Source organism: Methylocaldum sp. GT1TLB, from assembly GCF_051027445.1.
Classification (GTDB): Bacteria; Pseudomonadota; Gammaproteobacteria; order Methylococcales; family Methylococcaceae; genus Methylocaldum.
Genome location: NZ_CP194898.1, coordinates 1,203,039 through 1,228,606, shown reverse-complemented (window position 1 = coordinate 1,228,606; position 25,568 = coordinate 1,203,039). Strand labels below are relative to the sequence as shown.

Genomic DNA, 25,568 nt, shown 5'->3' with positions numbered 1-25,568 from the left:
CCTTGGCGGAATCGAAGCCTAGAACGGGCGGCTCGTCATTTTTTTACGAACGCGAAATTGGCTAAAAACTCATAGCGGAGAAACCCTGTGTCATCCTGCCTCAAGTGCGGTTCACCGATCGATCACACTCCCGGCGCCAACGGGAGACCGCCGAGCTACTGCGGGGAAGCCTGCCGGCGCTTGGCGGAATACGAAATCCGGCGAATCAATCGGCGGCTTGAGCAACTGGAAGCGAGTCTATCGAACTTGAGGATCAATGGATTCGACCATTTCATGGAGAAAACTCAAGCCGAAATAGCTCTGCAAGAAGCGCGGCTTAGGGCATTACTGGAGGGGGCAGGCGACGATGGCAGCCGTTGAGCCGTCGTTACAAGTCGATTGGGAAGCCTTCGCACAGGAAAGGGCAACTATCAGGGCGATATTGAGCGGACCGTGCCCATGCGACGGGTGCGGCAATCGCTGGTTTTGCAGCACAAATGCCGCGTGTCGCGATTTCGCCGTTTACGTCAACACCGGGAAGGTCGTCACCAAGGACCGGACACCGACGCGGGAGCGATGGCACCGGATTTTTCGGGGCTCGGACGATTAAGCCGCGCGTGGTGGCCGTGGTGGAAAACCACACGCGATAGTCTGGAATGACATTTGCGGTGGAGCTGAACAGCGTTCTTTGAAAGAATCGTGCCAAATAGCAAGCCGCGTCATTACTGGCGTTGAGATTGGCACGGGGAATGTATAGTGGAAAACATGAGGTAATACACCATGGCAACAGCCGGAACATTAACCGTTGATATCGGGGCCAACGTCGCCCGCCTGCAATCCGACATGCGGCGCGTTGAAGGCACCATGCATTCAAGCTTCGGGAAGATCGAAGCCCGCGCCAAACAGATGAGCCGGTTGGTATCCGGCTCCATCACGGGCTTTATTGCCGGATTCGGCATCAAGGAATTCGTCGGCACGCTGGCCGAGTTCGACAAGCTCAACGCGAGTTTGAAGACCGTCACCGGCTCGATTGAAGCGGCGGGCAGGGCCGGCGAGACGCTAAGGCGGTTTTCCGCTCAGACGCCGTTCGAACTCAATGAAGTGACTGCGGCATTCATCCGGCTTAAATCGCTTGGGCTGGATGCTTCGGAAGAGGCGTTGCGCTCGATGGGCAACACGGCGTCGGCAATGAGCAAGCCGTTGATGCAGTTCATCGAAGCCGTAGCCGATGCCGCGACGGGCGAATTTGAGCGGCTGAAAGAGTTCGGCATCAAGGCCAGCAAGGAAGGCGAACGGGTCACATTCACATTCCAAGGAATGCGGACCACGATCCGGAACGATAGCGCGGCGATTCAAAAGTACCTGCTGGACCTGGGCAATACCCAGTTCGCGAGCGGTATGAAAGACCAGATGGACACCATCGGCGGCGCGGCGTCGAACATGAAGGACTCCTTCGCTAATCTGGTCGATTTTATCGGCAATCTCGGGATCAGGGACGCGATCAAGAGCAGTTTCTCGGGCGTGGCCGAGTACATCAACGCGATTACTCAGCAAATGAACGAGGCCTTCGGGAGCGGGCTGGATCGGGACATTGCCGTGACGTTGCGGCGGATCGATGAGGTCAAGAGCAAGATGGAGAATGCCCGTTCGATTTCGTCGGCGACGGGGGGCTTGATGGGCACCGGTGCGGTCGAGGAATCGGCGCGGCAGTTGGACGCCTTGAACTATCGGCTGGAGATCCTGCAAAAGCAAAAGTCGGAGCTGGCCAAGCCGGTCAATATCGCGCCTCCCAAGATCGAAGCATTTCAGGCGACCACGGCGAAGGTTCACGAGGACATGCGGAAAGTCAAAGCGACTGGCGTTGAAATCACCAGTGTCTTTGAAGAGTGGTACGACAAGATTGGCCAGTTTCGGGACGGCATCGGCGGCGTGAATGGGATGCTGGAACAAACCAAGGTGAACGCCGACGAGTTGACCGACGTTTTCGAGGAACTGCGCAACAAGCGGCTGGACGAGGAAGTGATTAACCCCAAGGCGCTTGATGAGACCACCAAAAGCACCGACAAGCTTGACAGCGCGGCGCGGGAACTGGGGCTGACCTTTCAGAGCGCCTTCGAAGACTCGGTTGTGGAAGGCAAGAAGTTCAAGGATGTTTTGAAGGGGATTGAGCAAGACCTGATCCGGATTGCTACCCGAAAGTTTGTCACCGAGCCGTTTATTGATCTCTTGGACGAGTTCATGGGGGGCGGCCAACCGGACAACAACCAACCCAACAAACCCAACAAACAAAAACCGTCTGGCGGCTCGACCGATTGGCTTTACAAAATCGGCGACGTGAGCGGTCAGGCGTGGGACTGGCTGGCAAGCTTTTTCCATAATGGCGGCGTGGTCGGTAGCACTCCCACCTTTTCGCGGCCTATTCCGGCGCTGGCGTTTGCAGGGGCCCCCCGCTATCACTCGGGCGGCATTGCCGGGTTACGACCGGATGAGGTCCCGGCGATCCTCCAGAAAGGCGAGGTCGTGTTACCGCGTGGTGCTGGCGTCAAGAACGGCGGCGGCGGCGGCGTCGATATCCAGATTATCGACCAGCGCGGCTCGGGCGCACCGGTCGAGGCGCAACGCCAGACCGGGCCGGACGGCCGTGAACAAATCAAGCTGTTCGTCCGCGACGAGGTGAAAAGCCTGATCGCGAGCGGCTATCTGGACAAGTCCATGTCGGCAGCCTACGGCGCCAGACGTACGGGCGTCACCCGGTAGACATGAAAAAGCCCGATGGTGTATCGGGCTTATTGTTGCCTTGACGCTCCGAATGGTCCGGCGCATACTGACCGCACTACTACATAACGCGGACCCCGCACCCGTCAGACATGCGGATTTTTTGCGCCCATAGTTTCTATGGTGCGGTCGATACGGTGAGATAAGCCGGGAAACCGGACGAATAAGCCGAGCCGTCGTTATGCGGTAGTTGAGGCCGCACCACCTTCATGATTGTGGTGCTCTTTTTGGGAGTACACACCATGTCAAACAACGACGCTCACGTTATTCAAGACCCGGCAAGCGCGGCTTGTGCGCTGGTCATGGCTGACACCATGCTGGCCGTTGTCTCGGCTGCAATCGATCAATTCGTTGCAACGGCTCAGGCCACGGGGGTCATAGACATTCCAGAGTCCACCAAAGGTCACGGTCTCGCTGAAATCATCGAAGTGGTGCGGCATAGGATTTTGCGAGTCGCCGATTTTCTCGAAGAGACGGAGGACACCATGCGGCTATCCACAAGGCCGCAGGAGGGTAACGACCATGCGTAACCATCTTATCGAGGCAGGCGATATTCTCAGCGAAGCGCAACGGCAAGTTGATTTCCTATCGACGCTTTGCACGTTCGGCGGGACGGATGACAGCGTAGAACTGGATGCGCCAGCGATTAGCGGGCTTTATTACGTAATCCGCGACATCGCGCAGCGAATCCAAAAGGCCGGCGAACTGATCAAGGAGCACCGTGATTCAGACCGGCGGATTATCGGCGGCGGGGACTGAGGTAAACCCTTATCACTCCACAAACCCGGCTTAGGCCGGGTTTTTTGTGTCCCCGGTGTGTCCCCGGTACAAAAGAAAAAGGGCTGCATTGCTGCAACCCCTTGATTTTCTGGAGCCGGTGATAGGATTTGAACCTACGACCCGCACATTACGAATGTGCTGCTCTACCGACTGAGCTACACCGGCGATGAGAGCTGCCCATTATAAGAAAATTTGATGCGCTTACACAAGGCATCGAAGTAACCATGTGCGCATTGGCGCCTCGTGAGCGACGGCGTTAGGATATGAGGAACCTTTTATTTGATCGGGAGGAATTATGAACAAGGAACAGTTCTTGACATTCGCTTCATCGCTCCTACTTATGTGTTCGACGGGACAGGGCACCGCGGCTTACGCGGCCAACGTTTCAAGTTCAACCGTGTCCAGTTCGGTCTCCTCCGTTTCGCTCGGAGGCTCCCACGCGCAGGCCGTGATTAGCGGTCAACAGGGGATCATCTCGATTAACGGCGATCGCGTGGAGGTCAAGGACGGCAGACTGACGTGGAACGGCGTGTCCTACGGCACCGTAGGGAAGAATTCGGTCGTGAAATACATCGCCAACGGCTCCGTCAAGAAGCTGTTCGTCGATGGAGTGGAAAGATCGGCCGATCCTTGAACGCAGCGCTTTAATCCCACTTCGCCCGCCATTCTGAAGCGAAACTCGCCCACGCCCGCGTGTCCCAAACGGACTCGCCAGAAGGCATAATAAGCCTCACGAGTTCGTGATCGAGTTGAACACATCGAGGGATTATGTCTGCCATTCATCACGCCCTGGTATTGAACCTGCATCAGCCGCCCGGCAATCTGGACCATCTCCTTTCCGAACAGCCCTGGGAGGCTCGGGAAATTCTTTATGCCTACGATCGGATTCCGAGATTCCTATGGGATTACGACGACATCGCGCGGGTCCATCTGTCGCTTTCCGGGACGCTCCTCGAAACCTTGTCGAATCCGGAATTCCAGAGCCGCGTTTACGGCATCGTCGATTGCGGGTCGCTGATTTGGCACCTCCAGAACGAGCGGATCATCGACATCCTCGGTACGGGCTATTACCACCCGGTGTTGCCGCTCATCCCCGAGGCGGATCGCGACGAACATCTGGCACGCTGGCAGGCCATTGCCGGCCATCTGTTTTGGCGGAATTCGTTCCAAGGGTTTTGGCCTCCCGAGATGGGATTTTCCATGGAGCTGATTCCGCTGCTCAAGAAATTTGGCTATCGCTATGTAATCGTCGACAGCGAGCACGTGGAGCCGGTGACGCCCATGCAATGGCACGAACTCCGGTATCGGCCCCATATTGCTCGCCATAACGGGTCGGAAATCATCGTCATCGTACGCGACCGGGAGCTTTCGGACGCTCAGGAATCGGGCATGGACTACGTTTGGTTCGCGAAAGAACTGGCTCAGCGAACGCAATGCTGCGATTTCGAACCGCTGGTCACGACCTGCACGGACGGCGAGAACGGGGGTTGGTTCCGGAACACGACCAACGAGGTGAATTTTTGGGGTGCGTTTTACCGGGAATTGTTGGATGAAGCCCGCAAGAAAAGTTTAATTCAACCGGCTTTTATCAAGGATTATTTGGACCGATTCGGCGCGTACGGTGAAGTTACGGTAAGAACCGGAGCCTGGAATACCGGTTGGCATCACGGACGGGATTTTCTGCAATGGACCGGTTCGCAAACGCAAAAAGATTCTCTGGCGCGATTGCAGGCCGTAAGCATGGCGGTACACCAAGCCCGAAATGCCGCTGTAGCCAAGGATTTGACAGAAGAGGAGCAGGGTGAACTGAACGAAGCCTTCTGGCGGCTATTGCGTGCCGAAACGAGCTGCAACTTCTATTGGGGCGAAGACTGGGTGCACCGCTGTCATAACGACCTGGATGAAGCCGAGGCTTGTTTGCAGCGCTACAGAGCACGCGGTTCCTAGCACGCGAGAACCCGGAACGGCTGCCTTCCCTTTGTCCAAGCCCAGTTGTAGGTCGGCAATCCTTTGCCGACAAAGCCCTAACGCGACCGTTTGCCATCGGAGAGACTGGACAGACCGCATTCGTCGGCAAGGGATTTCCGACCTATCAATTCAGCCCGGAAGCCGAAACGGGACTACTGCGATACCGTCGGCGCGCCGCTCGGTGGAAACGTCCCCGCGTACGGGCCGAAGCCGCTGATTTCGGCCATTCGGCTTTCGATCCACTGTTCCGCTTGATGATTGATTTCGCTGGAGCTCAGCGTGGTCGCATCGATCGGCGGTCCGATGCGCACCTGGATAACACCGGGAAATTTGAGAAAAGCCCGCCGTGTCCAGTATTCGCCGGCATTGTGGGCGACGGGGACTACCGGACAGCCGACGCGATGAGCGAGTATTCCGCCGCTAGTCCCGTAGCGTCCTTTCTGTCCGGGCGCGACCCTAGTTCCCTCGGGGAAAATGACGACCCAGCGCCCGTCTTTCAGTCGTTTTTCGCCGTCCCTCAGGATCTGCTTCATGGCGGCGGATTTCGCCTGCCGGTTGATGGCGATCGGTTCCAAGGTAGCCATGGCCCAACCCCATACCGGGATGCGCAGCAATTCGCGCTTCAGAATGAACACCAGGGGCGGGAATATGGCTTGCAAAGCCAGAGTTTCCCAGGCGGATTGATGTTTGCAGAGTATGATGCCGCTTCGCTCCGGGATGTTCTCGAGCCCGCGCACCTCATACTTCAAGCCGCAAACGGTTTCCAACATCCATAAGTTGAACCGTACCCATAGGCCGGCGATGGCATAGCGGGTTTCGAACCGGAGCGGATAGGCCGTCAGCAGCACCGGCCCCAGCAGGAGGGTAGACAAGACCTGGCCGATGAAATAGAGAGTCGAACGCAAACAAACGCTAATCAGCGTTAAAAAGGATATATTGGGCCGCTGCATAGAGATTTGGAAAAATAGGAAGGTCGAGATCCGGATGGCGGGCCAAAGTCCGCATGCCTTTGCCCGTTTCAACCAGGATGGGTTGCGCCCCGGCCGCCTGTGCGGCCTGAACGTCCCGGAAGGAATCGCCCACCGCGGGTACGGACCTCAGATCGACCTGATATTTTTCGGCAAAGGCGCGGAACAAGCCCGGCTCGGGCTTCCGGCAGCCGCAGCCGTCTTCCGGGCCGTGCGGGCAGAAGAAAATCTCCTCGATCCGTCCTCCGGCAGACTCGACGGCATCGCGCATCTTTTGATGGATACCTTCCAGCGTAGCCAGATTGAACAATCCGCGGGCGATGCCGGATTGATTCGTCAGGATGACGACGCGAAAGCCGCCGCGGGTCAGAAGCGAGATCGCTTCGAGGCTGCCGGGAATGGGCACCCATTCGTCGGGCGACTTGATATAGGCGTAGGAGTCCTCGTTGACGACGCCGTCGCGGTCCAGAATGACGAATTTCGACATGCCGCGGGACCGCTTATCCCTGAAGCTTCGAGATGTCGGCGATGTTGAGGAACAGTCCTTCGACGATCGCCAAGAGGCCCAGCCGGTTGCGGCGAAGCTCGGCATCCTCGGTCATCACCATGACGCTGTCGAAGAAGGCGTCCACCGTTTCCCGGAGCTGCGCCAGACGGCACAAGGCCGCCGTATAGTCCCGTTCGTGCAGCAGCGGAAGAATGTCTTCCTTGGCTTGCCGCGCGGCCTCCAACAGATGTTTCTCTTCCGTTTCCGTCAGCACGTGATCGTCGACATTGGCGACGACTTCCTCTTCCGCCTTGCGCAGGATATTGCGTATCCGCTTGTTGGCCGCGGAAAGGCTCTCGGCCTCGGCCAGGCGGCGGAATTCGCGAACGGCTTTCAGGCGCCGGTCAAAGTCCGGCAGGCGGCCGGGCCTGACCGCCAGAACGGCCTCGAACTCGTCGTGGCGGACGCCGCGCTCCAGGCAGTAACCGCGGAGCCGTTCGAGGATGAAGTCGTAAACGTTCGCATGTACCGTTTCGGCGTCGAACGGATGGGGGAACTGCGCCAGGGCTGAATCCAGGAGCTCCGGAAGATCCAGATCCAATTCCCCCTCGAGCAGGATGCGGATGGCGCCCAAGGCGGCGCGGCGCAAAGCGTAGGGGTCTTTGTCGCCGGTCGGTATCAGGCCGGCGCTGAAGATGCCGGTCAAGGTGTCGATCTTTTCGGCCAGAGCCAGCATCAGGCCGGTGCCCGTTCGCGGCACGGGACCGCCCGACACCTTCGGCAGATATTGTTCCTCGATGGCGGCGGCGATCTCCTCCGGCTCACCCTCCGCCAGGGCATAGTAGCGGCCCATGGTGCCCTGCAGCTCGGGAAACTCGCCGACCATCAGGCTCAGCAGATCGGCTTTGGCGAGAAGAGACGCGCGTTCGACCCAGGCGCTTTCCGTGTTCAGACGCTCGGCGATGATCACGGCCAGGCGCTTGACCCGCTCGGTCTTGTCGAGCAGCGACCCCAGGGTCTTTTGGAAGGTGATCTGCGCCAGGTCGGGCACCCGGCTTTCGAGGGTTTGCTTGCGATCCTGGTTCCAGAAGAATTCGGCGTCCGATAGGCGAGGGCGCACGACTCTTTCGTTTCCGGCGCGTACGGTGTCCGGGGAGCGGCTGTCCAGATTGCTGAAGGTGATGAAGTAGGGCAGCAGACCGCCTTCTTTATCCTTCACCGGAAAATACTTCTGATTCGCCTGCATGGTGGTGATCAGCACTTCCGGTGGAAGGGACAGGTAGCGGGCATCGAACCCGCCCAGAATTGGTACCGGCCATTCGACCAGGGATGCGACTTCGTCCAGCAGATCGGCCTCGATGTGCGCGCAACCGTTGACCGTGACCGCGGTGGTTTTGGCCGACTCGCGGATCTTGGCCTTGCGGGTCTCGAAGTCGGCGATGACGAAGCCTTCTTCGAGCAGCTTTTCGGCGTATTCGCCGGGCTCGTTCAGAACCAGGCCGTCGGGATGGTGGAAGCGGTGGCCGTAAGTCACGCGGCCCGCGGGTACGCTCAGGATTTCGGCCTCGATCACTTCGCTGCCGAACAGCAGCACGATCCAATGTACCGGGCGCACGAATTCGGCGGTTCCGGCCCCCCAGCGCATGCGTTTCGCGATGGGCAAGGCGGCCAGCGACTGGCGCAGAATATCAGGGATCAAATCCTCGGTTCGGCCGCCCTTTACCTCCTGGCGGAACCCGATCCACGCGCCCTTATCGGTTTCGATGGTGGTGAGCTGTTCGAGCGTGGCGCCGCAGCTCTTCATGAAGCCTTCCAGAGCCTTGGAGGGCGAACCGTCCGGCTGATAGGCGGCATTGAGCGCAGGGCCCCGCCTTTCGACGGTCTGGTCGGGTTGGGCGGTCGCCAAGCCTTTCACCCGTACCGCAAGCCGCCGCGGCCCCGCATAGGGTACGACGTCATCGAAGTTCAGCGCGGCTCTGGCGAGACCGCTCTCGACGTTGCCTTTCAGTGCCAGGCTTAGCGTAAGCAGGGACTTGGGCGGCAATTCCTCGGTGCCCAGTTCGAACAGAAGATCGCGGGTTTCACTCATCGCCGGCACTCCTCGGGGTCAGCAGCGGAAAACCGAGCTTTTCGCGGCGCTGGTAGTAGGCTTCCGCGACGGATTTGGCCAAGTCGCGGACACGGAGGATATAGCGCTGGCGCTCGGTGACCGATATGGCTCGGCGCGCGTCCAGCAAATTGAAGGAGTGCGAAGCTTTCAACACCATTTCGTAGGCGGGTAAGGGTAAATCCTGCGCGATCAGTTTCTGGCACTCGCGCTCGTAAGTATCGAAGCAGCCGAACAGGAACTCGGTGTCGGCGTGCTCGAAATTGAAAGACGACATTTCCACCTCGTTCTGGTGGTAGACGTCGCCGTAGGTAACCGGCCCATTCGGTCCGCGCGTCCAGACCAGATCGAACACGCTTTCGACCCCTTGCAGGTACATGGCGATGCGTTCCAATCCGTAGGTGATTTCGCCGCTGACCGGGCGGCAGTCCAGCCCCCCCACTTGCTGGAAATACGTGAACTGCGTGACCTCCATGCCGTTCAGCCAGACCTCCCAACCCAGGCCCCAGGCGCCCAGGGTCGGCGATTCCCAATTGTCCTCGACGAAGCGGACGTCGTGCTCTAGCAGATCGAAGCCGAGAAAGCGGAGGGACCCCAGATACAGCTCCTGGATATCGGGCGGATTCGGTTTGAGAATGACCTGAAACTGGTAATAATGCTGGAGCCGGTTGGGGTTCTCGCCGTAGCGGCCGTCGGTGGGCCGGCGGGAGGGTTGCACGTAGGCGGTGTTCCAGGGCTCCGGGCCTATGGCCCGAAGGAATGTCGCGGGGTGGAAAGTGCCTGCCCCTACCTCCATGTCCAGAGGCTGCATGATGACGCAGCCCTGTGCCGCCCAGTACTCCTGCAGCGCCAGAATCAGTCCCTGAAAAGTGGAAACGTCGCGTTTAGCTATGGTTTGACTGGCCACAACGGTTTCGGATGGTTGATCAAAGTCGTCGATTATATCCCGAAATGACGATAGCACCGATCATTGCGGTAACGGATTGTGCGGCCGGGATGTCGGCGACAAAATACCCCGTCTTGAGAATTCGCGAACTTAGTTTAGAGGGCCTATGAAAGTCATCGGTTTTAATCACGCCTCATTGATTGTCAGCGATTTGGATGCCTCGCGGCGGTTCTACGAGGGCGTTCTCGGATTGACGCCCAGCGACAAGCGTCCGCGTATGCCCTTCGACGGGGTTTGGTACGAGATCGGCGCGCAGCAGATCCATTTGCTTCAGGTACCGAATCCCGATGCAGCGGCAGAGCGTCCGGAACACGGCGGACTCGACCGCCACGTGGCTTTGAACGTCGCGGACCTGGCGGCGATCAAACGCGACCTCGAACAAGCAGGGGTGAGCTATAGCGTGAGTAAATCCGGCCGCCCGGCGCTGTTTTGCCGGGATCCGGACAACAATACCTTCGAGCTCATCGAACTACCGGTCTAGATTTCTTATCCCGAGCCGCCAAGAAGGGAGATCGATCTCTTCGGGCGGCTGTCGTTGTCGGGCGCAAGGGTTTGCGCCCAGCGCCCTCCGCCCGAAATAAGTCCGAAACGATCGAGTTACGAACGAAACAAATCTCCCATTTCGGGAAATCCTTCAGAAACGTTCCTCCCCTGAAATAGCGTCGCGTTGCGGGACGCGAGAGCCACCGATCAGCCCGCGACGAACTGACCATCAACCGGGCCGTGCCGAAACGCCGGCTCAAACCGAGGAGGAATTCCATGAACAAGCTCGTCCCGATTTTCGATCTCAGCAGCGTATTTTCGGTACCCGGCCGGGTGTCCGGGGAATATTGGCTGCGTTCAAACATGGCCCGCCTGAGCCGGCTCATGTCTTACGGAGTCGAATGCATGGCGCGTTTGGGACTGGTATTGCCCGCCGGTGCCGCCAGCGCGGTTTCGGTGGTTGCGCTGGCCGGGACCGGGCGGATTTCGACTGCGTTGGCCGCAGCCGTATTTCTGCTGGTCTACGCCAGCTATCTGATCGACCATCTGGCGGATGTCGACCGTTTCGATGATGAACAAGCTTCGAAACGCAGTCTGGCCTTGGGGCGTCGGAAACGATTCTTTTCAGTGCTCGGTGCCGCCGCGCTCGCGGCGGCCGTGACGATTACCGGAATAGCGAGCAGTCCGGCTGCGATGCTGTTGCTCGTCTCGTTCCCTATCGCGGTGATTCTTTACGGAACGCCATGGTTCGGCAGTCTCACCCGCGGACTCTTCCGCTATCGGCGGCTCAAGGACATTCCGGGGTTCAAGGCGTTTTACACGGCCTTTTTCTGGGGCTTGCTAATGGTCTACGCGGACCGTTTCGTCGGCGGAAATCAGCCGTCCCTGGTCCCGTTCTTTTTCGGTTACACGTTTTTGTCGTTCTTGTTGAATACCGTCTATTGCGATTTCAAGGATCTGGAGCGCGACCGCTTCGATGGCGTGGTCACGCTGCCGCTGATGCTCGGCATTCCGAATACCTTGCGGCTGCTCCACATCGTGAATGCCGCGGCTCTCGCTTGGCTGATCGCTTTCGTGGCCGCCGGTTGGATTCCGGTGTGGACGACCGGGTTGGCGCTGGTGCACGGATACGTATCGGCCATTCTTCGCCACGGTGCGAGGGTGATGGCGAGGGGCGGTCTCCCCGGCGATGCCGCCATCGATGCCGAATTCGCGCTATGGCTGCCCTGCGCCTTGCTCGGGTCCTGGATGACGGCGTTCCTCGGCTTGGCTTAAAGGAGGAAAATCATGAGTCCGACGGAACAGCTCGTCTACAACGTTTCCTCGATCGCCTGTCTGGGTTTGTGGGGCGTCGCTTATCTGCTCATCATCCGCCGCGCGTTCAAGGACCGCGCCTACGGCATGCCGTTGCTGCCGCTTTGCACCAATCTCTCCTACGAATTCATCTTCGCCTTTCTTCTGCCCGATGATCCGCCGCTGAACTACGCCAACGGCATCTGGTTTCTAATCGATCTGGTGATTGCTTACCAGTACTTGCGATTCGGCCGAAAGGAGTTTCCGTCCGCGTTGCCGCAACGTTGGTTCCTGCCGGCGTTCGGTCTGGCGCTGGTCACCGCATTCGCGGGCATCCTGGCCATCACTTTCGAATTTCAGGATTGGCACGGCAATTACACCGGATGGGGGGATCAGCTGCTGATCTCGGTTTCTTTTCCGTACCTGCTGGTGCGCAGGCAAAGCGTCAAAGGGCAGTCGGTCTATATCGCGTTGTCGCGAATGATCGGCAGCATCGCGCTGATTCCGGCCCAGTACGTACTGACGCCCGACTCCCTGTTCCTGGCCTACGTCTACATCGCCTTCATTGTTTTCGATCTCCTCTACATCGCCCTTTATCTGCGCCGGTGCCGTTCGGACGGAATCAATCCGTGGCGGCGTCTTTGAGCATAGAAGCGCGAGCAGAGCCGTGGAGTCCAGGGCGATTCTCGGATTGATTCGCGGAATGCGGGAGCGGGTTTTAGAGCACTTTCCGGTTTGGCGCAGAAGTAGGTCGGCGGGGGCATTGTCGGCAAAGGATTGCCGACCTACGAATTTCCCGATTCTCACCGCAAAACCGCGGTAAAAAACGTTCTAGCCCGTACCTAATACTGAGGCCGTTTGCAATCAATCCTTGCGTGCGAATGGAAACGCTTTAGTCTCGCGACGGGCGTCCTTGAGTACGTTGACTGAGCCTGTGGGAAATCGCCGATTTCCAATTCGCCGGGGCTTCGGCGGTTACCCTGACGGGCGAAACAATTGAAACAAATCTCCGCTCCGCCGGAAATATTCGAGATACACGGCCCATTGAAACTGGTTCCCGACCTCGGCGCCTTCGCCGGGGAATTCGACAATCGAAGAGGAGAACCAACCATGAAACCAATCAAATCGCCCTTGCGAGCTATCTGGCGGGCGCTGGTCGCCGCAGTGCTCTGCTCGGGGCAAGCTGTGCTTGCCGACAGTCCCAATAAGCCGAGCCCGGTGGACCAACCGCCGGCCATCAAACTACCGGCGGTCGCGGACCATCCCGAAGTGATCCGGGCCTTGCACTGGAACGTCTGGATGTACCCCGACATCGTCCATCCCGACGCGGCAGGTCTGGACAACGACCACCGGGTACCCCACATCGTCGGGCGCCTGAACAAGCAGAAATACGACATCGTATCGATCAACGAGCTGTTTTCCGGATCGCCGGACCAGAAAGGCCAGTACGACGAGTTCATTTACCTCATGACCGGTATCGATACGGGGGTCTCGGACATAGGCAACACCAATATTTCCTATTCCTACCTGCCCCATGGAGCGCCGCCGGCCCAGTATCCTTACTACGTCTGGTCGCCCGGCTTCCATATGACCACCGTCGGCGACGCCGGCCTGGGCCTGTTCACCCAGTTCCCGCCAGCGCCCCGCAATGATCTCGAGCCCGCCTTCATGGCGCTGCCCGGACAACCCTACCCTCAAGGGATCAGTGTGGACTATTACTGCCTGAATTCGGAGGGCGCGGAAAAACTTGCAAGCTTTCAATTCCTTGCGGGCGGGCCGGCGAGCCCCTTTCCGTGGGTGAAAAGCAAACCTTGGTACAAAACCAATATGAACCAGGCTCCCGGCTGCGCGGCGGCCTATACCTGGTACACGGAAGCGGAGGGAGCGGACGCGGGTGCGGTCAAGGGCATTCTCTGGACTCGAGTGGAGAACACCAAGACCGGCCGTCCCTTGAACATTTTCGTGACCCATACCCAGGCCGATTATCCGGAGGCCAATCCGCCGGAGGAGTATTCCGCGGTCCGCGCCACCCAGTTGCAGCATCTGCGCAGCTTCATCAACTCCATGGCTTCCGCGGACGAGGACGTCATGGTGATGGGCGATCTCAACGTTCTGGGCGACGGCAAGAAGTTCATCGGCGTCAACCCGTCGCAGAACCAGTACGAGTACAAGGATTGGATCACCGACATCTTCGTGGCCCAGGACGGGTTCGAGGACGTCTATCGCGGCCAGATGAAAACCACAGACAACGACGGCGGATTCACCCGGCACCCCATCTGGAACAGCCACGACGCGGCGGACCCGTATCCCCAGCGGCTGGATTACATTCTGTCCCGCTGGAAAAGCGACTGGAACCGGAACGGCTACTGCATGCAGCATGCCCGCGCGCGCCGCGATTTCAACCTCTATTTGGGAGGACCCAATCCGGCCACCGATGCTTCGGACCACTTCCCGGTGGAAATGGCGGTCAGCTTCGACTCCGGCTATTGCGCCCCGCGCAAGGCGCTGGATGCGGGGAACTCGGCCAATCTCAACACCACCAGAGTGCTGACCTTCGACAATCCGGGCGCGGTGCAATGGATACGCGTGCCGGCGGACACCGATCTGGCCATCACCGCCGAAAAACTGACCCATGTGGACGGCAGCAAGTATGAGCTGGATGTCACGGCCTTCCTGTCCACCGATCTGTCGATGCCGGTGGAAACCTTCAACAAGCGGTACCGGCTGGGCTTCGGCAAGCGCGATTTGAAAAAGTCCGTCAAGGTCTCGTTCCCGGTTCCGGCCTATTTGCGGATCACGCCGGCGAGTTACGGCGCCATCGGCACGGCCGAAATCATGATCACCAGGATGGACGGCCTCACGCCGGACACGGCGCTCCTGATCGGCGCGGGCGGCTTCCTGGACGTGGACAAATCCCATGCGCGCTATGGCGAGAACTGGTCCAAGTCCTGGTCCGAACCGACCGACATGCCCGGCACCAGCCTGAACGGGACCCCCGGCCAGAAGGTCAAGTGGTTCGAGTTCAACAATCAGCCCGGCGAGGACGGCAAGGGCAGTTGCTTTGCCTTGCGCATCCTCCAGGGCGGGATTCAGCCGCCGGCGGCATCCGGCAACAGTTCGTTCCGTATCCGCGTGCAGCAGGGCGATGCGGTTTACCAGAACTGGGGAAACTATGTACCGACCAATGCCGGCAGCAGCGCCAAACCCTTCCAGGCGGTGTTCGATTGCGGCGCAAATCCCGGCTTGGCCGTGCCCACCGGAGCGGAAATCAAGCTCGGAATCGAACGCTCGGACAATGCCAACACCGAAACCCTCCGCCTGGCCCTGACCCCGGACGTCCGCTCCTACCGCTTCATCAAGGTGGGGATCGCCCAGCAGGGCGACTGGGGCGCCACCTCGGGCGGCGATGAAGTCGTCGGCGGGTTCGGCCTGGACGACATCGTCGGCTGGTACGTCAAGACCATCGACCGCCACACCGATGTTTCCGGCTGGCATTACCATTTCCCGGTCTGGGGCCAGGGTTCCGCCGGCCTGGTCGACAAGGCGTATTTCCGCACGCACATCGGCTGGGAACTGGGCGAGGAGTCCTGCGATTGCGACGCCGATACCTGGAACCCGAACGAAATCGAATGGTTCAGGGTTTACCAGAACGGCAATCACTTCGGCCGTTCACTGGACTTCCACTCGGTACCCTGGGGCGTCCAGGTGAAATCCGGCAATACCAAGGTGGAAACCCTGGAGTTCAAGCGTCTCTCGGCGTCCAAGGCCTATCGGACCGGATTCTGGGATCCGGACGGCCCGGATGAAGGCGAATACTATCTCAACGTGGAGCTGGGCATGCCGAACGGCTTGCCGGCGGTACCGAACGAGTAATCCATCCCTCACAACCCCATAGAGGGCGGCCGACGGCCGCCCTCTGTTTTGAGCGAGCCTCCGATTTGCGTGATTTGCTGGTTCTCGGCGGTGTTCCCGGCCGAAACAATTGAAATAATTCTCCCGGCTTCCGGAAATCCTTCAGAAACAAACCCGCCTCATAGTGTTTCCCGAGCCCCCGGCATGGGGGCAAGTCATACACGTTATCAACCAACACGGGAGGCAGAACCATGAACAAAAGAACCTTCATCGTCGCCGCACTAGCCGCGGCCGTTTCCGGACAGGCGCAGGCGCTCGATCTGCGCGACTGGGGCAAGAAATACAACTCCGCATCCCAGCGCTTCGTGGTGCTGTCCGAGTTCAGCAATGCGGCGGTGCTGGACAAGGAGACTCAACTGGTCTGGTTCAGGACCTGGCCGAACGCCACGACCGAATGGAACTCCGCCCGCGACTCCTGCGCCAACAGCAGCGTCGGGGGACGCAAGGGCTGGCGGCTGCCTTATCTGCACGAACTGATGAGCCTGATCGATCCCAACGTCGTTCCGGCGGCGAACGGCGACACCAAGCTGCCGCAGGGACATCCCTTCGCGAATTCGGCGCCGCAAAACGGACTGGGCTATGTGCCCTACTGGACCGCCACCTGGGACAAGATTTCCGTGCTCAATGCCACCGGCGCGACGTACGCCCAAGTCTGGCGGGTCGATCTGGAAACCGGCAACACGAGCAAAGGCTCGCCGTATTCCGACTACCGCTTCGTTTGCGTGCGCAGCGGCGCGCCCCTGGCGGAATACTGAGCGGTCGGCGCGTGGGGAGTTCGAGCCTGTGCTCACTCGCGGGCCAGCCCTTCGGCATCCGCCCCGTGCGGGAAGTACTGGCCCGATTATCACAGATCGTGCCACTGCGGGTGGAACTGCCCGTCGAATGTTCTGCCAGCCTTGTCTCGTTGAAATTCTGCGGACTTCCGCTGGCGGAATTCATCGCCCGGCTGCTGGAGGACCGGCCCTATGCCTGGATCGTCGATCCCGAAGGCGGGCATTGCCTCATTCTCCCCGCACCCGCCGCAACCATGGCCCAATGGAGAAAGCTCCCCGTCACCCGCAAACCGCAATCTCGAGTCACCCATGAAACATCGGGCAAAAGTATTCTCGTCTCACGTCGACAAGCGGCCGGAGACCCTCTTCTCTGCCGAGATGTCCCGAGTCTTTCTCCGCGCCAGCGTCGCCTATTCGTCGGCTCAGGCACGGGGAGGGAACGGCTCCGTCCTTCCCTTTTCGATATGGGTGAAAAGGCTGGAAGGACGGTGATGCGCCGAAAGGCCTATAAGCATCACTACGGCCACGCCGGGGGCGACCGCCGCTTGCAGGAGATTGCCCCCGGCCAAGTCCCGGCGCGCCGGGGCGGCGAGGAATTCGCTGTTCCATTGCCGGAAACCGACCCCCAAGGGGCTCCGGAAGTCGCCGAGCAGTCGCGCAACCGGGTTGCTGGCTCGACCTTGCCCCATGCGGCCTTCCGAACCGCACCCATCGCCGCTGTCAGCTCCGCTCCGTATCGTTTGTCCGGAACGGCGCGGAACCTTCCGGAACTCGCCAGTCGCTAGAGCGTTTTCATCGCGCTCGTACGGCAAAACCAGCTTGGCGGACGTCGTTGGCGCCTTCGGCTCGGGTGAATGGATTCAAGCATTCGTAGGTCGGCAATCCTTTGCCGACGAAGCCGCTCGGCCGGGACGTGGCGTCGGGAAAGGATTCCCGACCTACTCGCGAGTGCCTGTACAGTAGATATGAAAATGCTCTAGCTACAACCCAGCCCGTCCGTTACAAATGAAACAAAAAAGACAGATTCGGAAATCAGTCAGAAACACTCTTCCTTCGTAATAAGCACCCATCCGCCGATGCAGAGGCGGATGGACATTCAAGCGTTAAACAAACTTTTGCGGAGGAGACATCCATGAAACTCACATTCAAGACCCTCGTTATGGCTTCCGCCCTGGCGGTCAACCTCGCGGCTTCGGGCAGCACGTACGCTTTCAGCCCGTCCGAGCTGGGAGACCGGCCCTGGGAACTCAATTTCGCCGTGGTCGACGTGCTCGCCGGAGCGCAGTCGGCGCGCTTGAACCTGGTGAACGTCACGGACAGGCCGGTTCAGTACCATGTCGTCGCCGTTTTACAAGATCCCGAAACCGGCCTCCCGCGTCGCCTCTTCGAAACCGACGGAACCGGCTTCCTGGAACCGGGCCAGAGCAAAAAGCAGGACTTCCACTTCCGACCCGGCATGACGCTGGACCGGCGCCAGGTGCGGATCGTGGTTTACACCGGCAATCCGGATGTGGCGAATGAAATAGGCGGGGCAAGCCCGGCGATAGCCGCCTCGATGACCCTGATCGACAGCTCGACCGGCAAGACGAGCGGCGTCTTCCTTCCCGCGGTCCAGCGCACACTGGTCGCTCCCTGAGGAACAAACCGGCATGGACGGCATCGGCTTCGTCGGCAAGGGATTGCCGACCTACTACCTATCCGATCCGCACCGCTAAAACCGCGGTTAAAAATACTTTAACGAGACGCGGATCCCGGTATTCGTCGCATCCACGGCAAAAGATTTCCATTGGAGCTCGTATCATGAACTACGGCAAATGTACCGAATCAGTCAGCTTATTCATCCGCCGGTTATCAGCCCCGGCTCTTCTAAGCGGCGCGATGCTGATTCCAGCGCCGGCGCAGGCTTTGATCATCGACAACTTCGAGCAGGGCGGCTTCAATCTCGTCGCCGACCAAAACAATAATCCCATCAGCATCGAAACTGGTTTGCCCACGTCCGATGTGCTCGGCGGCGTGCGCTGGGCCCAGGTGGTGCAGAACGGCGGGATCGGTACGGTCGGCATTACCCTCGATACCGGCAGTCCCGGCGATGACGGCGTGTATATCGACACGGTGGCGACACCCGACGCCAATCCCGGCGTGAGCGGCTATCTGCAGTTGACCTATGGCGGCGGGGTGGCCCTGCATGAGGACCTTACTGCCGACGGCGGAAGCTCGTTCCTGGTCACCGTGGGTGCCGTGACTCAATCCACAAACCTGGGCATCGCCTTGTATTCGCAGATCGGCTCGTCGATATTCGCCCAGTTCCTCAATCGAACGATAGCGGCCGCCGGCACGTACGATTTCGCCTTTTCCGATTTCAGCGCCGTTCCGGATGCCTTCAAGGACGTCGTGCGCCTGGATTTGTTCATCGGCAATTCGCTCGTGACGGACAAGGCCTTATATTCTCTCCTCGACTTCAGAACCAATGGCGGAGCCATCGAGACGACGGTTCCCGAGCCCGGCGTTCTGCCGCTTGTCGCGCTCGGCGCCGTGGGGATGGTGCTGAACCGGCGTCGCCGAGCCGCGGCTAGTGCATTTTCCGATTCAGTGTAGCGGAGCCAAGGCGTAGGTCGGCAATCCTTTGCCGACACACGACATCGGCAAGGGGCTTCGTCGGAAGGGTCGCGACTAAAGCGACCGTTTGCGATTGGAAGGGTCGCGACTAAAGCGACCGTTTGCGATTGGAAGGGTCGCGACTAAAGCGACCGTTTGCGATTGGAAGGGTCGCGACTAAAGCGACCGTTTGCGATTGGGAAGGGATTGCCGACCTACGTTCTTCCCGCCCGACACGAAGCCGTACGCCGGGATGAAAAACGCTCTAAACAGACGGCGGCTTCGATAGGCCAGCGGAAATCGAAACCGCCTCGGATTGATTCATTCGTAGTACAGACTGATCGACCCGATGATTTCGTTCTCCTGCGCAACGCCGAAGCGGTTGTATCCGCCCAAGATGCCCGTCACGCCCAGGGACACCGGCAGATTGGGAACCAGGTAACTCAATTGCAGAATCACGTGGCCGAAGGTATTGCTGACGGGCAATTTGCCCGGATAGCAGCCGGTCACGTTCATGGCGCTGTCCGGAGGGCAATCGGTCTTCAAATAGGTGTCCCGCGTCCCGTAAAACTTCCCTTCGCGGCGGAAGCTGAACCAGCCGAGGGTGGCGTTGAAGTTCAGATTCCAGGGCAGAACCCGGCGATAGTTGAGAGTCCAGTAGGTGTCGCCCGCGTTGCCCAGAAGGGAATCGTTCATCAGGGTTTGCGAAAACAGGCTGAAGTCGCCGTACCCGATGCCGACCCTGCTTTCCAGGGTCTCGGCGTGGCGGCTGTTGGTGTAAAGATACCCGGTCAATCCCGCTGTGATCGTGAAATCGCCCAGCGGCAGTTGATAGCCGCCGTAAATATCGTGCTCTATCGATTTCTCGTCGTCGAATACGCTGATGCTCCGGTTCGAGTAGGCCTGACCCAGGCGCAGATAGGAATAGTTGATCATGGAGCCGAAGTAGCCCAGATACCATCCGGAAGCGAATTTCAAATCGGCGCCCCATTGCAAGACCGGATCTTCGGATTCCGGCGCATCGGCGGACGCGTTGCCCAAAGGCTCTCCGTTGAAGTAAGTCGTGGTGATGCCGCGAACGACGTAACTGGACACCAGATCGATATGGGCACTCAGGTTGTAGAGCGGGGGCGTGCCGGAGGGAAGGTCGCCTGCGACCGCCGACAGCGCCGGCAGCAGTCCGAGAACAGCAAGACACGCCAGGCGCATTTCCGGACAGGGGGAAATCGAATGAAGCATCGGATGTCTTCTTGTTTTTTTGGATCGAGCGGGTCGAGCCGGTCGTCGGTTGCCCGAGATCGCAGGCCGCTCGCCCCGTGGCTCACCGAAGGGTTTCGAGAGCCTATCGGGATCGGTTCTTATCGGATCGTGCCTCCGCCGTTCTCCACCTGCGCGACCTTCTGACGCACGTCCTTCGGCACGAAGGGTTTTTCGATGACCGGACAGCGGGCGGCGTCCAGGAATACCTGCACGTTAGGGCTCAAGCTGTCGCCGGTGACGAAAATGACCTTCCGCGCCAGTTCCGGCCAGCGCCGCTCGATCTCCCGGTACAGCGCCGGGCCGTCCATCTCCGGCATCCGGAGATCGCTCAGAATCGCCGCATACCCGCCGTTATTGCCCAGCAGGCGCAAGGCCTCCCGACCGCTCGCCGCGACGTCGATGCCGTGTCGGTCGCTCGCCAGGATGTCCGCCAGCAAAGCGCTCACCTCCGGTTCGTCGTCGACGATCAGGATGCGTCCGCGTCCGCTCTCCGGCGGCTCCGGCGCCGCCGTGTCGGCTTCGACCGCATCCGCCGCCTGCACCGGCAGCCGCACGGTGAACACCGCCCCGCCCGCGGGCGGACAGGTGGCGCTCAGGCTCCCGCCATGGGCTTCGACGATGCCGAGACTGACCGCCAAGCCCACCCCGGTGCCGCTGCCGACCGGCTTGGTGGTGAAGTAGGGATCGAAGATCCGCGAGCGAATGGCTTCCGGGATGCCGGGACCGTTGTCCGCCACCTCCACCCACAGGGCGTTCGCCGCCGGGTCGTGGCCCGAGCGGATCCACAGGCGGCGGGGCTCGGGCTGGTCGGCCAGGGCCTGCTGCGCGTTGATGAGGAGGTTGATGAACACCTGGTGCAGCTGGTCGGCATCGGCGGCGATCTCCGGCAGGTCCTTCGCCAGGTCGGTGACGACCTCGACGCCGCCTGTGCGCAGGCTATAGCTCAGGATTTCCAGGGAATCCTCGATAACCCGGTTGAGCCGAACCGCCGTGTGCTGCGGCGTGTGCTGGCGGGCCATCGCGAGAAACGTCTTGACGATGCGGGCGCAGCGCTCGGCGGCGGCGCGGATTTTCCCGGCGGCCGCCACCGTGGTTTCGTTTCCTGCCTCTTCCTCCAGCATGATGGCCCGCCCCACCACGATGGAGAGGGGATTGTTGAGTTCATGCGCCACCCCGGCCAGGAGCGAACCCATCGCCGCGAGCTTTTCCCGCTGATAGAGCGTGTCGCGCTGACGGGCGATCTCGGCTTCCGCCTTGACGGCCTCGGTGATGTCGCGGGCATTGACGACTATTCCTTCCACCGAGGGATTGTCGAGCTGATTGGTGCCCGTGGCTTCGAACACCCGCCACTCGCCGTTGGCATGCCGGACCCGGTATTCGAGGCGCTCGATGGGGGCGCCGGGGTTCTCGATCGCGGCCCGATACGCGTGTTCCACTCCCGCGGCGTCCTCCGGGTGCACGATCTCGAAGATGCTCCTGCCGACGTAATGCGCCGGGGGAAGATTCAACACCGCGGCGACCGAGGGGCTCACGTAACGGATGATGCCCTCGGCATCGACCACGCTGATGATGTCGGCGGCATGCTCGATCAGGGCGCGAAAGCGCTCCTTTTCCCGGCGCACCGCGATGTCCCGCTCCGAGACCTTAGCCACCATGTGATTGAACGCATTGGCCAGTTGACCAATTTCGTTGCGCGGATTTTCCCGCCCGCCCAGGTTCGCGACGGGCGCCTGCCCGGAAGCCACGCTGCGGGTGGCAGCGAGCAGCCGGTTCAGGGGCTGGGCGATTTGGCGGCGCAAAATCGCGGTCAAAATCAGGAGCAGAAACGCGAGCGACGAGATGCCGCTCCAGAACACCCATTGCGCCGAGCGAAACGCCTGGGCGCGGACCAAGGCGCCCGGCAGGGTCGAGGCGAAATACCAGCCGGTGCTGGGCAATCGGCTGATCGCGTAGTATTCGTCAATTTCAGGGGCCAAGCCGGAACGCGGCAGCTCCGCGCTCTCCGTCGCCAAGCGCAAGAGCGCGTTCAGCCGCGGGTCCTGGGCGTCGCGAATGTTGAATCCTTCGAAGCTTTCCGAGATCTGGACCATGTATGACGGATCGATGATCAGCCGTCCGTCGCCGCGGAACACGGTATGGGTGGCGCCGGCAATGTCCGACTGGCGAATGCTGGCCTCCAGTTCGTCGAGAATCTCATCGGTGCCGATGTTGGCGATATGCTCGCCGCCCACGTACACGGGGGTTACCCCCGGCACCAGAATCTTCTTATAGGCCGGCTCATAGTAGGTGCCTCCCCAAACCGTTTTGCGCTCGGGATTGTGCGCCGCATCGGCCAGATAAAAATACTCGCGTTGATCCAGCGCATAGTCCGCCGGCGTGTCGTAGGCCCAGCGCACGTGTCCTGAGCGTTCGGGATCGTCGTAGCCCATGTCGGAGGGTTGGCTGGGATGCATGAAGTAGAAGTTGGCGAATTGACTGGTGAAGGTTCCCTTATATTTTTCGGACAGATCGAAAAACAGCATCCAGCGTCGCTTGAACTCCGTATCGGGCTGCACCCGGCGATGGATCCAGCCGGTGGAATAACGTTCCACGTCGGAGAACTTCTCGCTGTTGCGCATCGCGCCGTCCGGATACCGGCTCATCAGCTCATCGAACCGATGTTCGAAATCGGGGGAGGGCGGTGCGGAATAGCGTTCCACGAAATCCCGGCGCACGACCTCGTGCAATCCCTTGAGAAACGCGAAATGGGATTCGTGATAGCGCGCCCGCTGGACGCCGTAGTCGGTCAGCCGCGCCAGAGCGCTCTGCTCGATTTCCCGGTACAGCAAGTGGTATGTGACCGCCGTGGACAGGGCGATGATGGCTGTCACCCCGGCGGCGATCCGGTACAGCGTAGCCCGAGTAAGCGATGTGGAGATGCCCATGATGTCGATTGATGTCGCTGGAGTGCCGGAGTTGAACGGGAATGGCCGGTCGAATCATTCGCCGTCGGGAACGAAACGGTAACCCACGCCTCGAACCGTTTTGATGAAGCGCGGATGCTCCGGATTCGGTTCTATCTTCTTGCGCACCCGCGTCACGCAAATGTCGACGCTGCGGTCGAAAGGGTCCCACGACCGCCGCTGGGTCAGATCGAGGATCTGATCGCGCGACAGCACTCTATTGGGATGGGTTGCGAAAACCTTCAACAGGTCGAACTCCCCGTTGGTGATCGGCAGTTCCCGGCCGCTCTCGTTCAGCAGGCGATGGCTTTCCAGGTCGAGTTGGCAGCAGCCGAACCGCAAGAGTTGCGCCGGTCTTGCTGCTATGGCCTGATCCGGTTCCGCCGCCGAAGTTATGGTGCGTCGGAGGACGCTTTTGATCCGTGCCAAGAGCTCGCGGGGATCGCACGGTTTGGCGAGGTAGTCGTCGGCCCCGATTTCAAGGCCGACGACTCGATCCGTTACCGAATCGGCAGCAGTGAGCATGATCACGGCCGTCGTCCGGTTTTCCCGAATATGGCGGGCAAGGCTGAGCCCGTCTTCGCCCGGCATCGTGATGTCCAATACCGCGAGATCGATGGCTTCCCTTCGGAGAACTTCGCGCGCCTTCAGGGCCGACTCGGCCTGCCAAACTCGAAACCCGTGCTTGCCGAGATACTCGGCAAGCATCTCGCGAATGCATGGCTCATCGTCCACGACCAAAATATTGGCATTCATATTTTCAACTCCGCTTACCCCCCAGATTCGACGGAGATCGACCATCGGCTGAACTGTCCCGGCGCCGAGAGTTCGTAATAATTATATTAATCAGGTCCGTAAATACGCTCCCGGTATTTACGGGCCGACGCCAAGGCCGGTCGCTTAGGCGTGGCTCGCGCGGCTTGTGGCCGCGCCTGGGCATCCCTGCCCCGGATTAGCCCGGCCTGATTTAGAGGCCGGGTTAATAAAGAGCGTGTCGCATCAAATCCGCTCATGTTAGCGCATAAGCCGACAAGCGATATCAACGATCGATTGGAAAGATACGGCGCTCACTGAATTTGGTCGGCTAGTGTCAATGCCGGAGGTTAAGCCACCCGTTGGTTCCGGTCAGTCATTTTTTGCTTGCGTAGAATTAGCGGCCCGGCCTTTTCATTGTTCGAGGCCGGAGCCGGGATGAGGGTGTCGCGGTTTTCAGCAGAGGGCTTTTCCATACACAGCCGGTATCCGGGCCATCGCTCCACGCGCAGCAGGCGGCGCAGCGGCGTCTTGATCACGGAGACGCACAAGGCGATCGACAGCAGACACCACACGGCGGCATGTTCGTTGGGATGGCGCGTCAGAATGTCGGCCAGCAAAGGACCCACGACGAGATGAAGAGAGACGAATCGCCATGATCCGTAAAGGAAAGGCAGAAAAAAACTCACTGCGAAATAGGAAAAACCGTGCAGGCCGAACTGAAACGGGATGAGGTTATCGGGATAAATCGACATCAGGCCGTTAAGAGGAAGCTGCCAGGCTATGTGCCAGTCGCCGGACAGGGAACACACCTCGGGCCCGCAAAATCCCTCGTATCCTCGGATGCAGGTTCTCGCCCAGGAAAAGGGATACATCTTGAGCAGCATCGCCGCGCTGGCGAGTCCGCACAACGAATAGACCATCCCGCCGATTCGCCGCTTCACCGGGGCAGGAATGAAGTACAGCGCGACCATGTTGACGAAGAAGGGTTGAAACGTGATGTGCAGATAACCCAGCCAGGTCAGCAGCTGGTTCTGCGGGGTATCGCACTGATCGATGTATACGTAGGTCGCGGCCTGCAACAATTCCATGCAGGCAAAATAAGTCAGGGGCAACCACAGTTCCCGTGTTTCCCCTTTGTAGGCCAAGTAGCTTGCCGTCGCAAAACCGCCTGTCGCTAACATGGCCGAAGCTTCGCCGCTCCAACACATGAGGAGATCCCCCCAAACTTGATTCAAAAGCTTGAAAGTGAACACCAAAACGATACGCCAACAGGATTTCGCGCATTCTGTCGACCGGATCATCTATGTTGACGCCGCGGAAAGCGAATGTACGGTTCTTCCCGTTGATGTCAATAGTTTGTGATATTGCGGCGCAGCGCGTCCGTTGATCGGGGATTGGTCCGAATGAGTCGACGGGAAGGCCCGACTCTCTGATTGTCGCCAGTGTTGCTGACACTCGGCCAAAACCGTGGTCAGACCATTAAGAGATGTGCTCGCGCGAACCGGATAAGGTCGGATTCGGCCGGGGCGGGGACACCGACCCTA

The 25,568-nt window shown here is 59.9% G+C and carries 22 protein-coding genes and 1 tRNA gene; 14 read left to right on the top strand and 9 right to left on the bottom strand.

Annotation, left to right across the window (positions count from 1 at the left end; all coding sequences use genetic code 11):
- The first annotated feature begins 87 nt into the window (after positions 1-87).
- From ACR2R1_RS05320 to ACR2R1_RS05305, 4 genes are all read left to right on the top strand, one after another.
- Positions 88-360, top strand: coding sequence for a hypothetical protein (locus ACR2R1_RS05320; RefSeq protein ID WP_434112974.1), 273 nt, complete (start codon positions 88-90; stop codon positions 358-360).
- 399 nt (positions 361-759) lie between these two features.
- A complete protein-coding gene (locus ACR2R1_RS05315; RefSeq protein WP_434112972.1) occupies positions 760-2,736 on the top strand; it encodes a tape measure protein in 1,977 nt (658 codons plus the stop codon).
- A gap of 260 nt (positions 2,737-2,996) precedes the next feature.
- Complete coding sequence (locus ACR2R1_RS05310; RefSeq protein WP_086132729.1) at positions 2,997-3,284, top strand: hypothetical protein; 288 nt, start codon at positions 2,997-2,999, stop codon at positions 3,282-3,284.
- Positions 3,277-3,513: a hypothetical protein gene (locus tag ACR2R1_RS05305; RefSeq protein ID WP_156881965.1), complete on the top strand. Its 237-nt coding sequence runs from the start codon at positions 3,277-3,279 to the stop codon at positions 3,511-3,513. The genes ACR2R1_RS05310 and ACR2R1_RS05305 overlap by 8 nt, the downstream gene beginning before the upstream one ends.
- A gap of 110 nt (positions 3,514-3,623) precedes the next feature.
- Here ACR2R1_RS05305 and ACR2R1_RS05300 read toward each other — a convergent pair.
- Positions 3,624-3,699: transfer RNA gene (locus ACR2R1_RS05300), tRNA-Thr, on the bottom strand.
- 283 nt (positions 3,700-3,982) lie between these two features.
- Here ACR2R1_RS05300 and ACR2R1_RS05295 point away from each other — a divergent pair.
- Complete coding sequence (locus ACR2R1_RS05295; protein WP_139840956.1) at positions 3,983-4,168, top strand: hypothetical protein; 186 nt, start codon at positions 3,983-3,985, stop codon at positions 4,166-4,168.
- Between the two features lie 134 nt (positions 4,169-4,302).
- Positions 4,303-5,481 carry a glycoside hydrolase family 57 gene (locus ACR2R1_RS05290; protein ID WP_347258760.1) on the top strand — a complete coding sequence of 393 codons (1,179 nt, stop codon included), beginning with the start codon at positions 4,303-4,305 and terminating at the stop codon, positions 5,479-5,481.
- Between the two features lie 173 nt (positions 5,482-5,654).
- Here the strand turns inward: ACR2R1_RS05290 and ACR2R1_RS05285 are convergent, their stop codons facing one another.
- The 4 genes from ACR2R1_RS05285 to glyQ are packed head-to-tail and all read right to left on the bottom strand — an operon-like array spanning position 5,655 to position 9,971.
- Positions 5,655-6,407 (bottom strand): lysophospholipid acyltransferase family protein, encoded by a 753-nt coding sequence (locus tag ACR2R1_RS05285; protein ID WP_434101677.1) that lies wholly within the window; start codon positions 6,405-6,407, stop codon positions 5,655-5,657.
- A 7-nt stretch (positions 6,408-6,414) separates the two neighbouring features.
- On the bottom strand, positions 6,415-6,957 hold the full coding sequence (gene gmhB / locus ACR2R1_RS05280) for a D-glycero-beta-D-manno-heptose 1,7-bisphosphate 7-phosphatase (RefSeq protein WP_156881967.1): 543 nt from the start codon (positions 6,955-6,957) through the stop codon (positions 6,415-6,417).
- A gap of 13 nt (positions 6,958-6,970) precedes the next feature.
- Positions 6,971-9,046 carry a glycine--tRNA ligase subunit beta gene (gene glyS, locus ACR2R1_RS05275; RefSeq protein WP_434112968.1) on the bottom strand — a complete coding sequence of 692 codons (2,076 nt, stop codon included), beginning with the start codon at positions 9,044-9,046 and terminating at the stop codon, positions 6,971-6,973.
- The gene (gene glyQ, locus ACR2R1_RS05270) at positions 9,039-9,971 is read right to left on the bottom strand and encodes a glycine--tRNA ligase subunit alpha (RefSeq protein ID WP_434112966.1); all 933 of its coding nucleotides are present in this window, start codon (positions 9,969-9,971) and stop codon (positions 9,039-9,041) included. The genes glyS and glyQ overlap by 8 nt, the downstream gene beginning before the upstream one ends.
- Before the next feature lie 145 nt (positions 9,972-10,116).
- Between glyQ and ACR2R1_RS05265 the strand changes: the two genes are divergently transcribed.
- The 8 genes from ACR2R1_RS05265 (at position 10,117) to ACR2R1_RS05230 (ending at position 19,066) form a co-directional block, all read left to right on the top strand.
- Positions 10,117-10,491, top strand: coding sequence for a VOC family protein (locus tag ACR2R1_RS05265; protein ID WP_077732723.1), 375 nt, complete (start codon positions 10,117-10,119; stop codon positions 10,489-10,491).
- A gap of 278 nt (positions 10,492-10,769) precedes the next feature.
- Positions 10,770-11,768 (top strand): UbiA family prenyltransferase, encoded by a 999-nt coding sequence (locus ACR2R1_RS05260; RefSeq protein ID WP_434112964.1) that lies wholly within the window; start codon positions 10,770-10,772, stop codon positions 11,766-11,768.
- 12 nt (positions 11,769-11,780) lie between these two features.
- Positions 11,781-12,431: a hypothetical protein gene (locus tag ACR2R1_RS05255; RefSeq protein WP_077732726.1), complete on the top strand. Its 651-nt coding sequence runs from the start codon at positions 11,781-11,783 to the stop codon at positions 12,429-12,431.
- A 465-nt stretch (positions 12,432-12,896) separates the two neighbouring features.
- Positions 12,897-15,659, top strand: coding sequence for an endonuclease/exonuclease/phosphatase family protein (locus ACR2R1_RS05250; RefSeq protein WP_434112962.1), 2,763 nt, complete (start codon positions 12,897-12,899; stop codon positions 15,657-15,659).
- A gap of 230 nt (positions 15,660-15,889) precedes the next feature.
- Positions 15,890-16,453 (top strand): DUF1566 domain-containing protein, encoded by a 564-nt coding sequence (locus tag ACR2R1_RS05245; protein WP_210024166.1) that lies wholly within the window; start codon positions 15,890-15,892, stop codon positions 16,451-16,453.
- An 11-nt stretch (positions 16,454-16,464) separates the two neighbouring features.
- Entirely contained in the window at positions 16,465-17,256 is a 792-nt protein-coding gene (locus ACR2R1_RS05240; RefSeq protein WP_434112960.1) for a diguanylate cyclase domain-containing protein, read from the top strand.
- Positions 17,257-17,603: 347 nt separating this feature from the next.
- On the top strand, positions 17,604-18,107 hold the full coding sequence (locus tag ACR2R1_RS05235; RefSeq protein ID WP_077732730.1) for a hypothetical protein: 504 nt from the start codon (positions 17,604-17,606) through the stop codon (positions 18,105-18,107).
- Positions 18,108-18,271: 164 nt separating this feature from the next.
- Complete coding sequence (locus ACR2R1_RS05230; RefSeq protein ID WP_086132738.1) at positions 18,272-19,066, top strand: PEP-CTERM sorting domain-containing protein; 795 nt, start codon at positions 18,272-18,274, stop codon at positions 19,064-19,066.
- A 321-nt stretch (positions 19,067-19,387) separates the two neighbouring features.
- On the opposite strand, the gene ACR2R1_RS05225 is transcribed toward ACR2R1_RS05230, so the two are convergent.
- The 4 genes from ACR2R1_RS05225 to ACR2R1_RS05210 all read right to left on the bottom strand — a co-directional run bounded on the left by ACR2R1_RS05225 (position 19,388) and on the right by ACR2R1_RS05210 (position 25,205).
- Positions 19,388-20,305, bottom strand: coding sequence for a TorF family putative porin (locus ACR2R1_RS05225; protein ID WP_434112957.1), 918 nt, complete (start codon positions 20,303-20,305; stop codon positions 19,388-19,390).
- A gap of 119 nt (positions 20,306-20,424) precedes the next feature.
- Positions 20,425-23,250, bottom strand: coding sequence for an ATP-binding protein (locus ACR2R1_RS05220; protein ID WP_347258693.1), 2,826 nt, complete (start codon positions 23,248-23,250; stop codon positions 20,425-20,427).
- 54 nt (positions 23,251-23,304) lie between these two features.
- Complete coding sequence (locus ACR2R1_RS05215) at positions 23,305-24,024, bottom strand: response regulator (protein WP_347258694.1); 720 nt, start codon at positions 24,022-24,024, stop codon at positions 23,305-23,307.
- A gap of 347 nt (positions 24,025-24,371) precedes the next feature.
- Positions 24,372-25,205 (bottom strand): DUF5765 domain-containing protein, encoded by an 834-nt coding sequence (locus ACR2R1_RS05210; RefSeq protein WP_434112954.1) that lies wholly within the window; start codon positions 25,203-25,205, stop codon positions 24,372-24,374.
- Positions 25,206-25,568 lie beyond the last annotated feature (363 nt).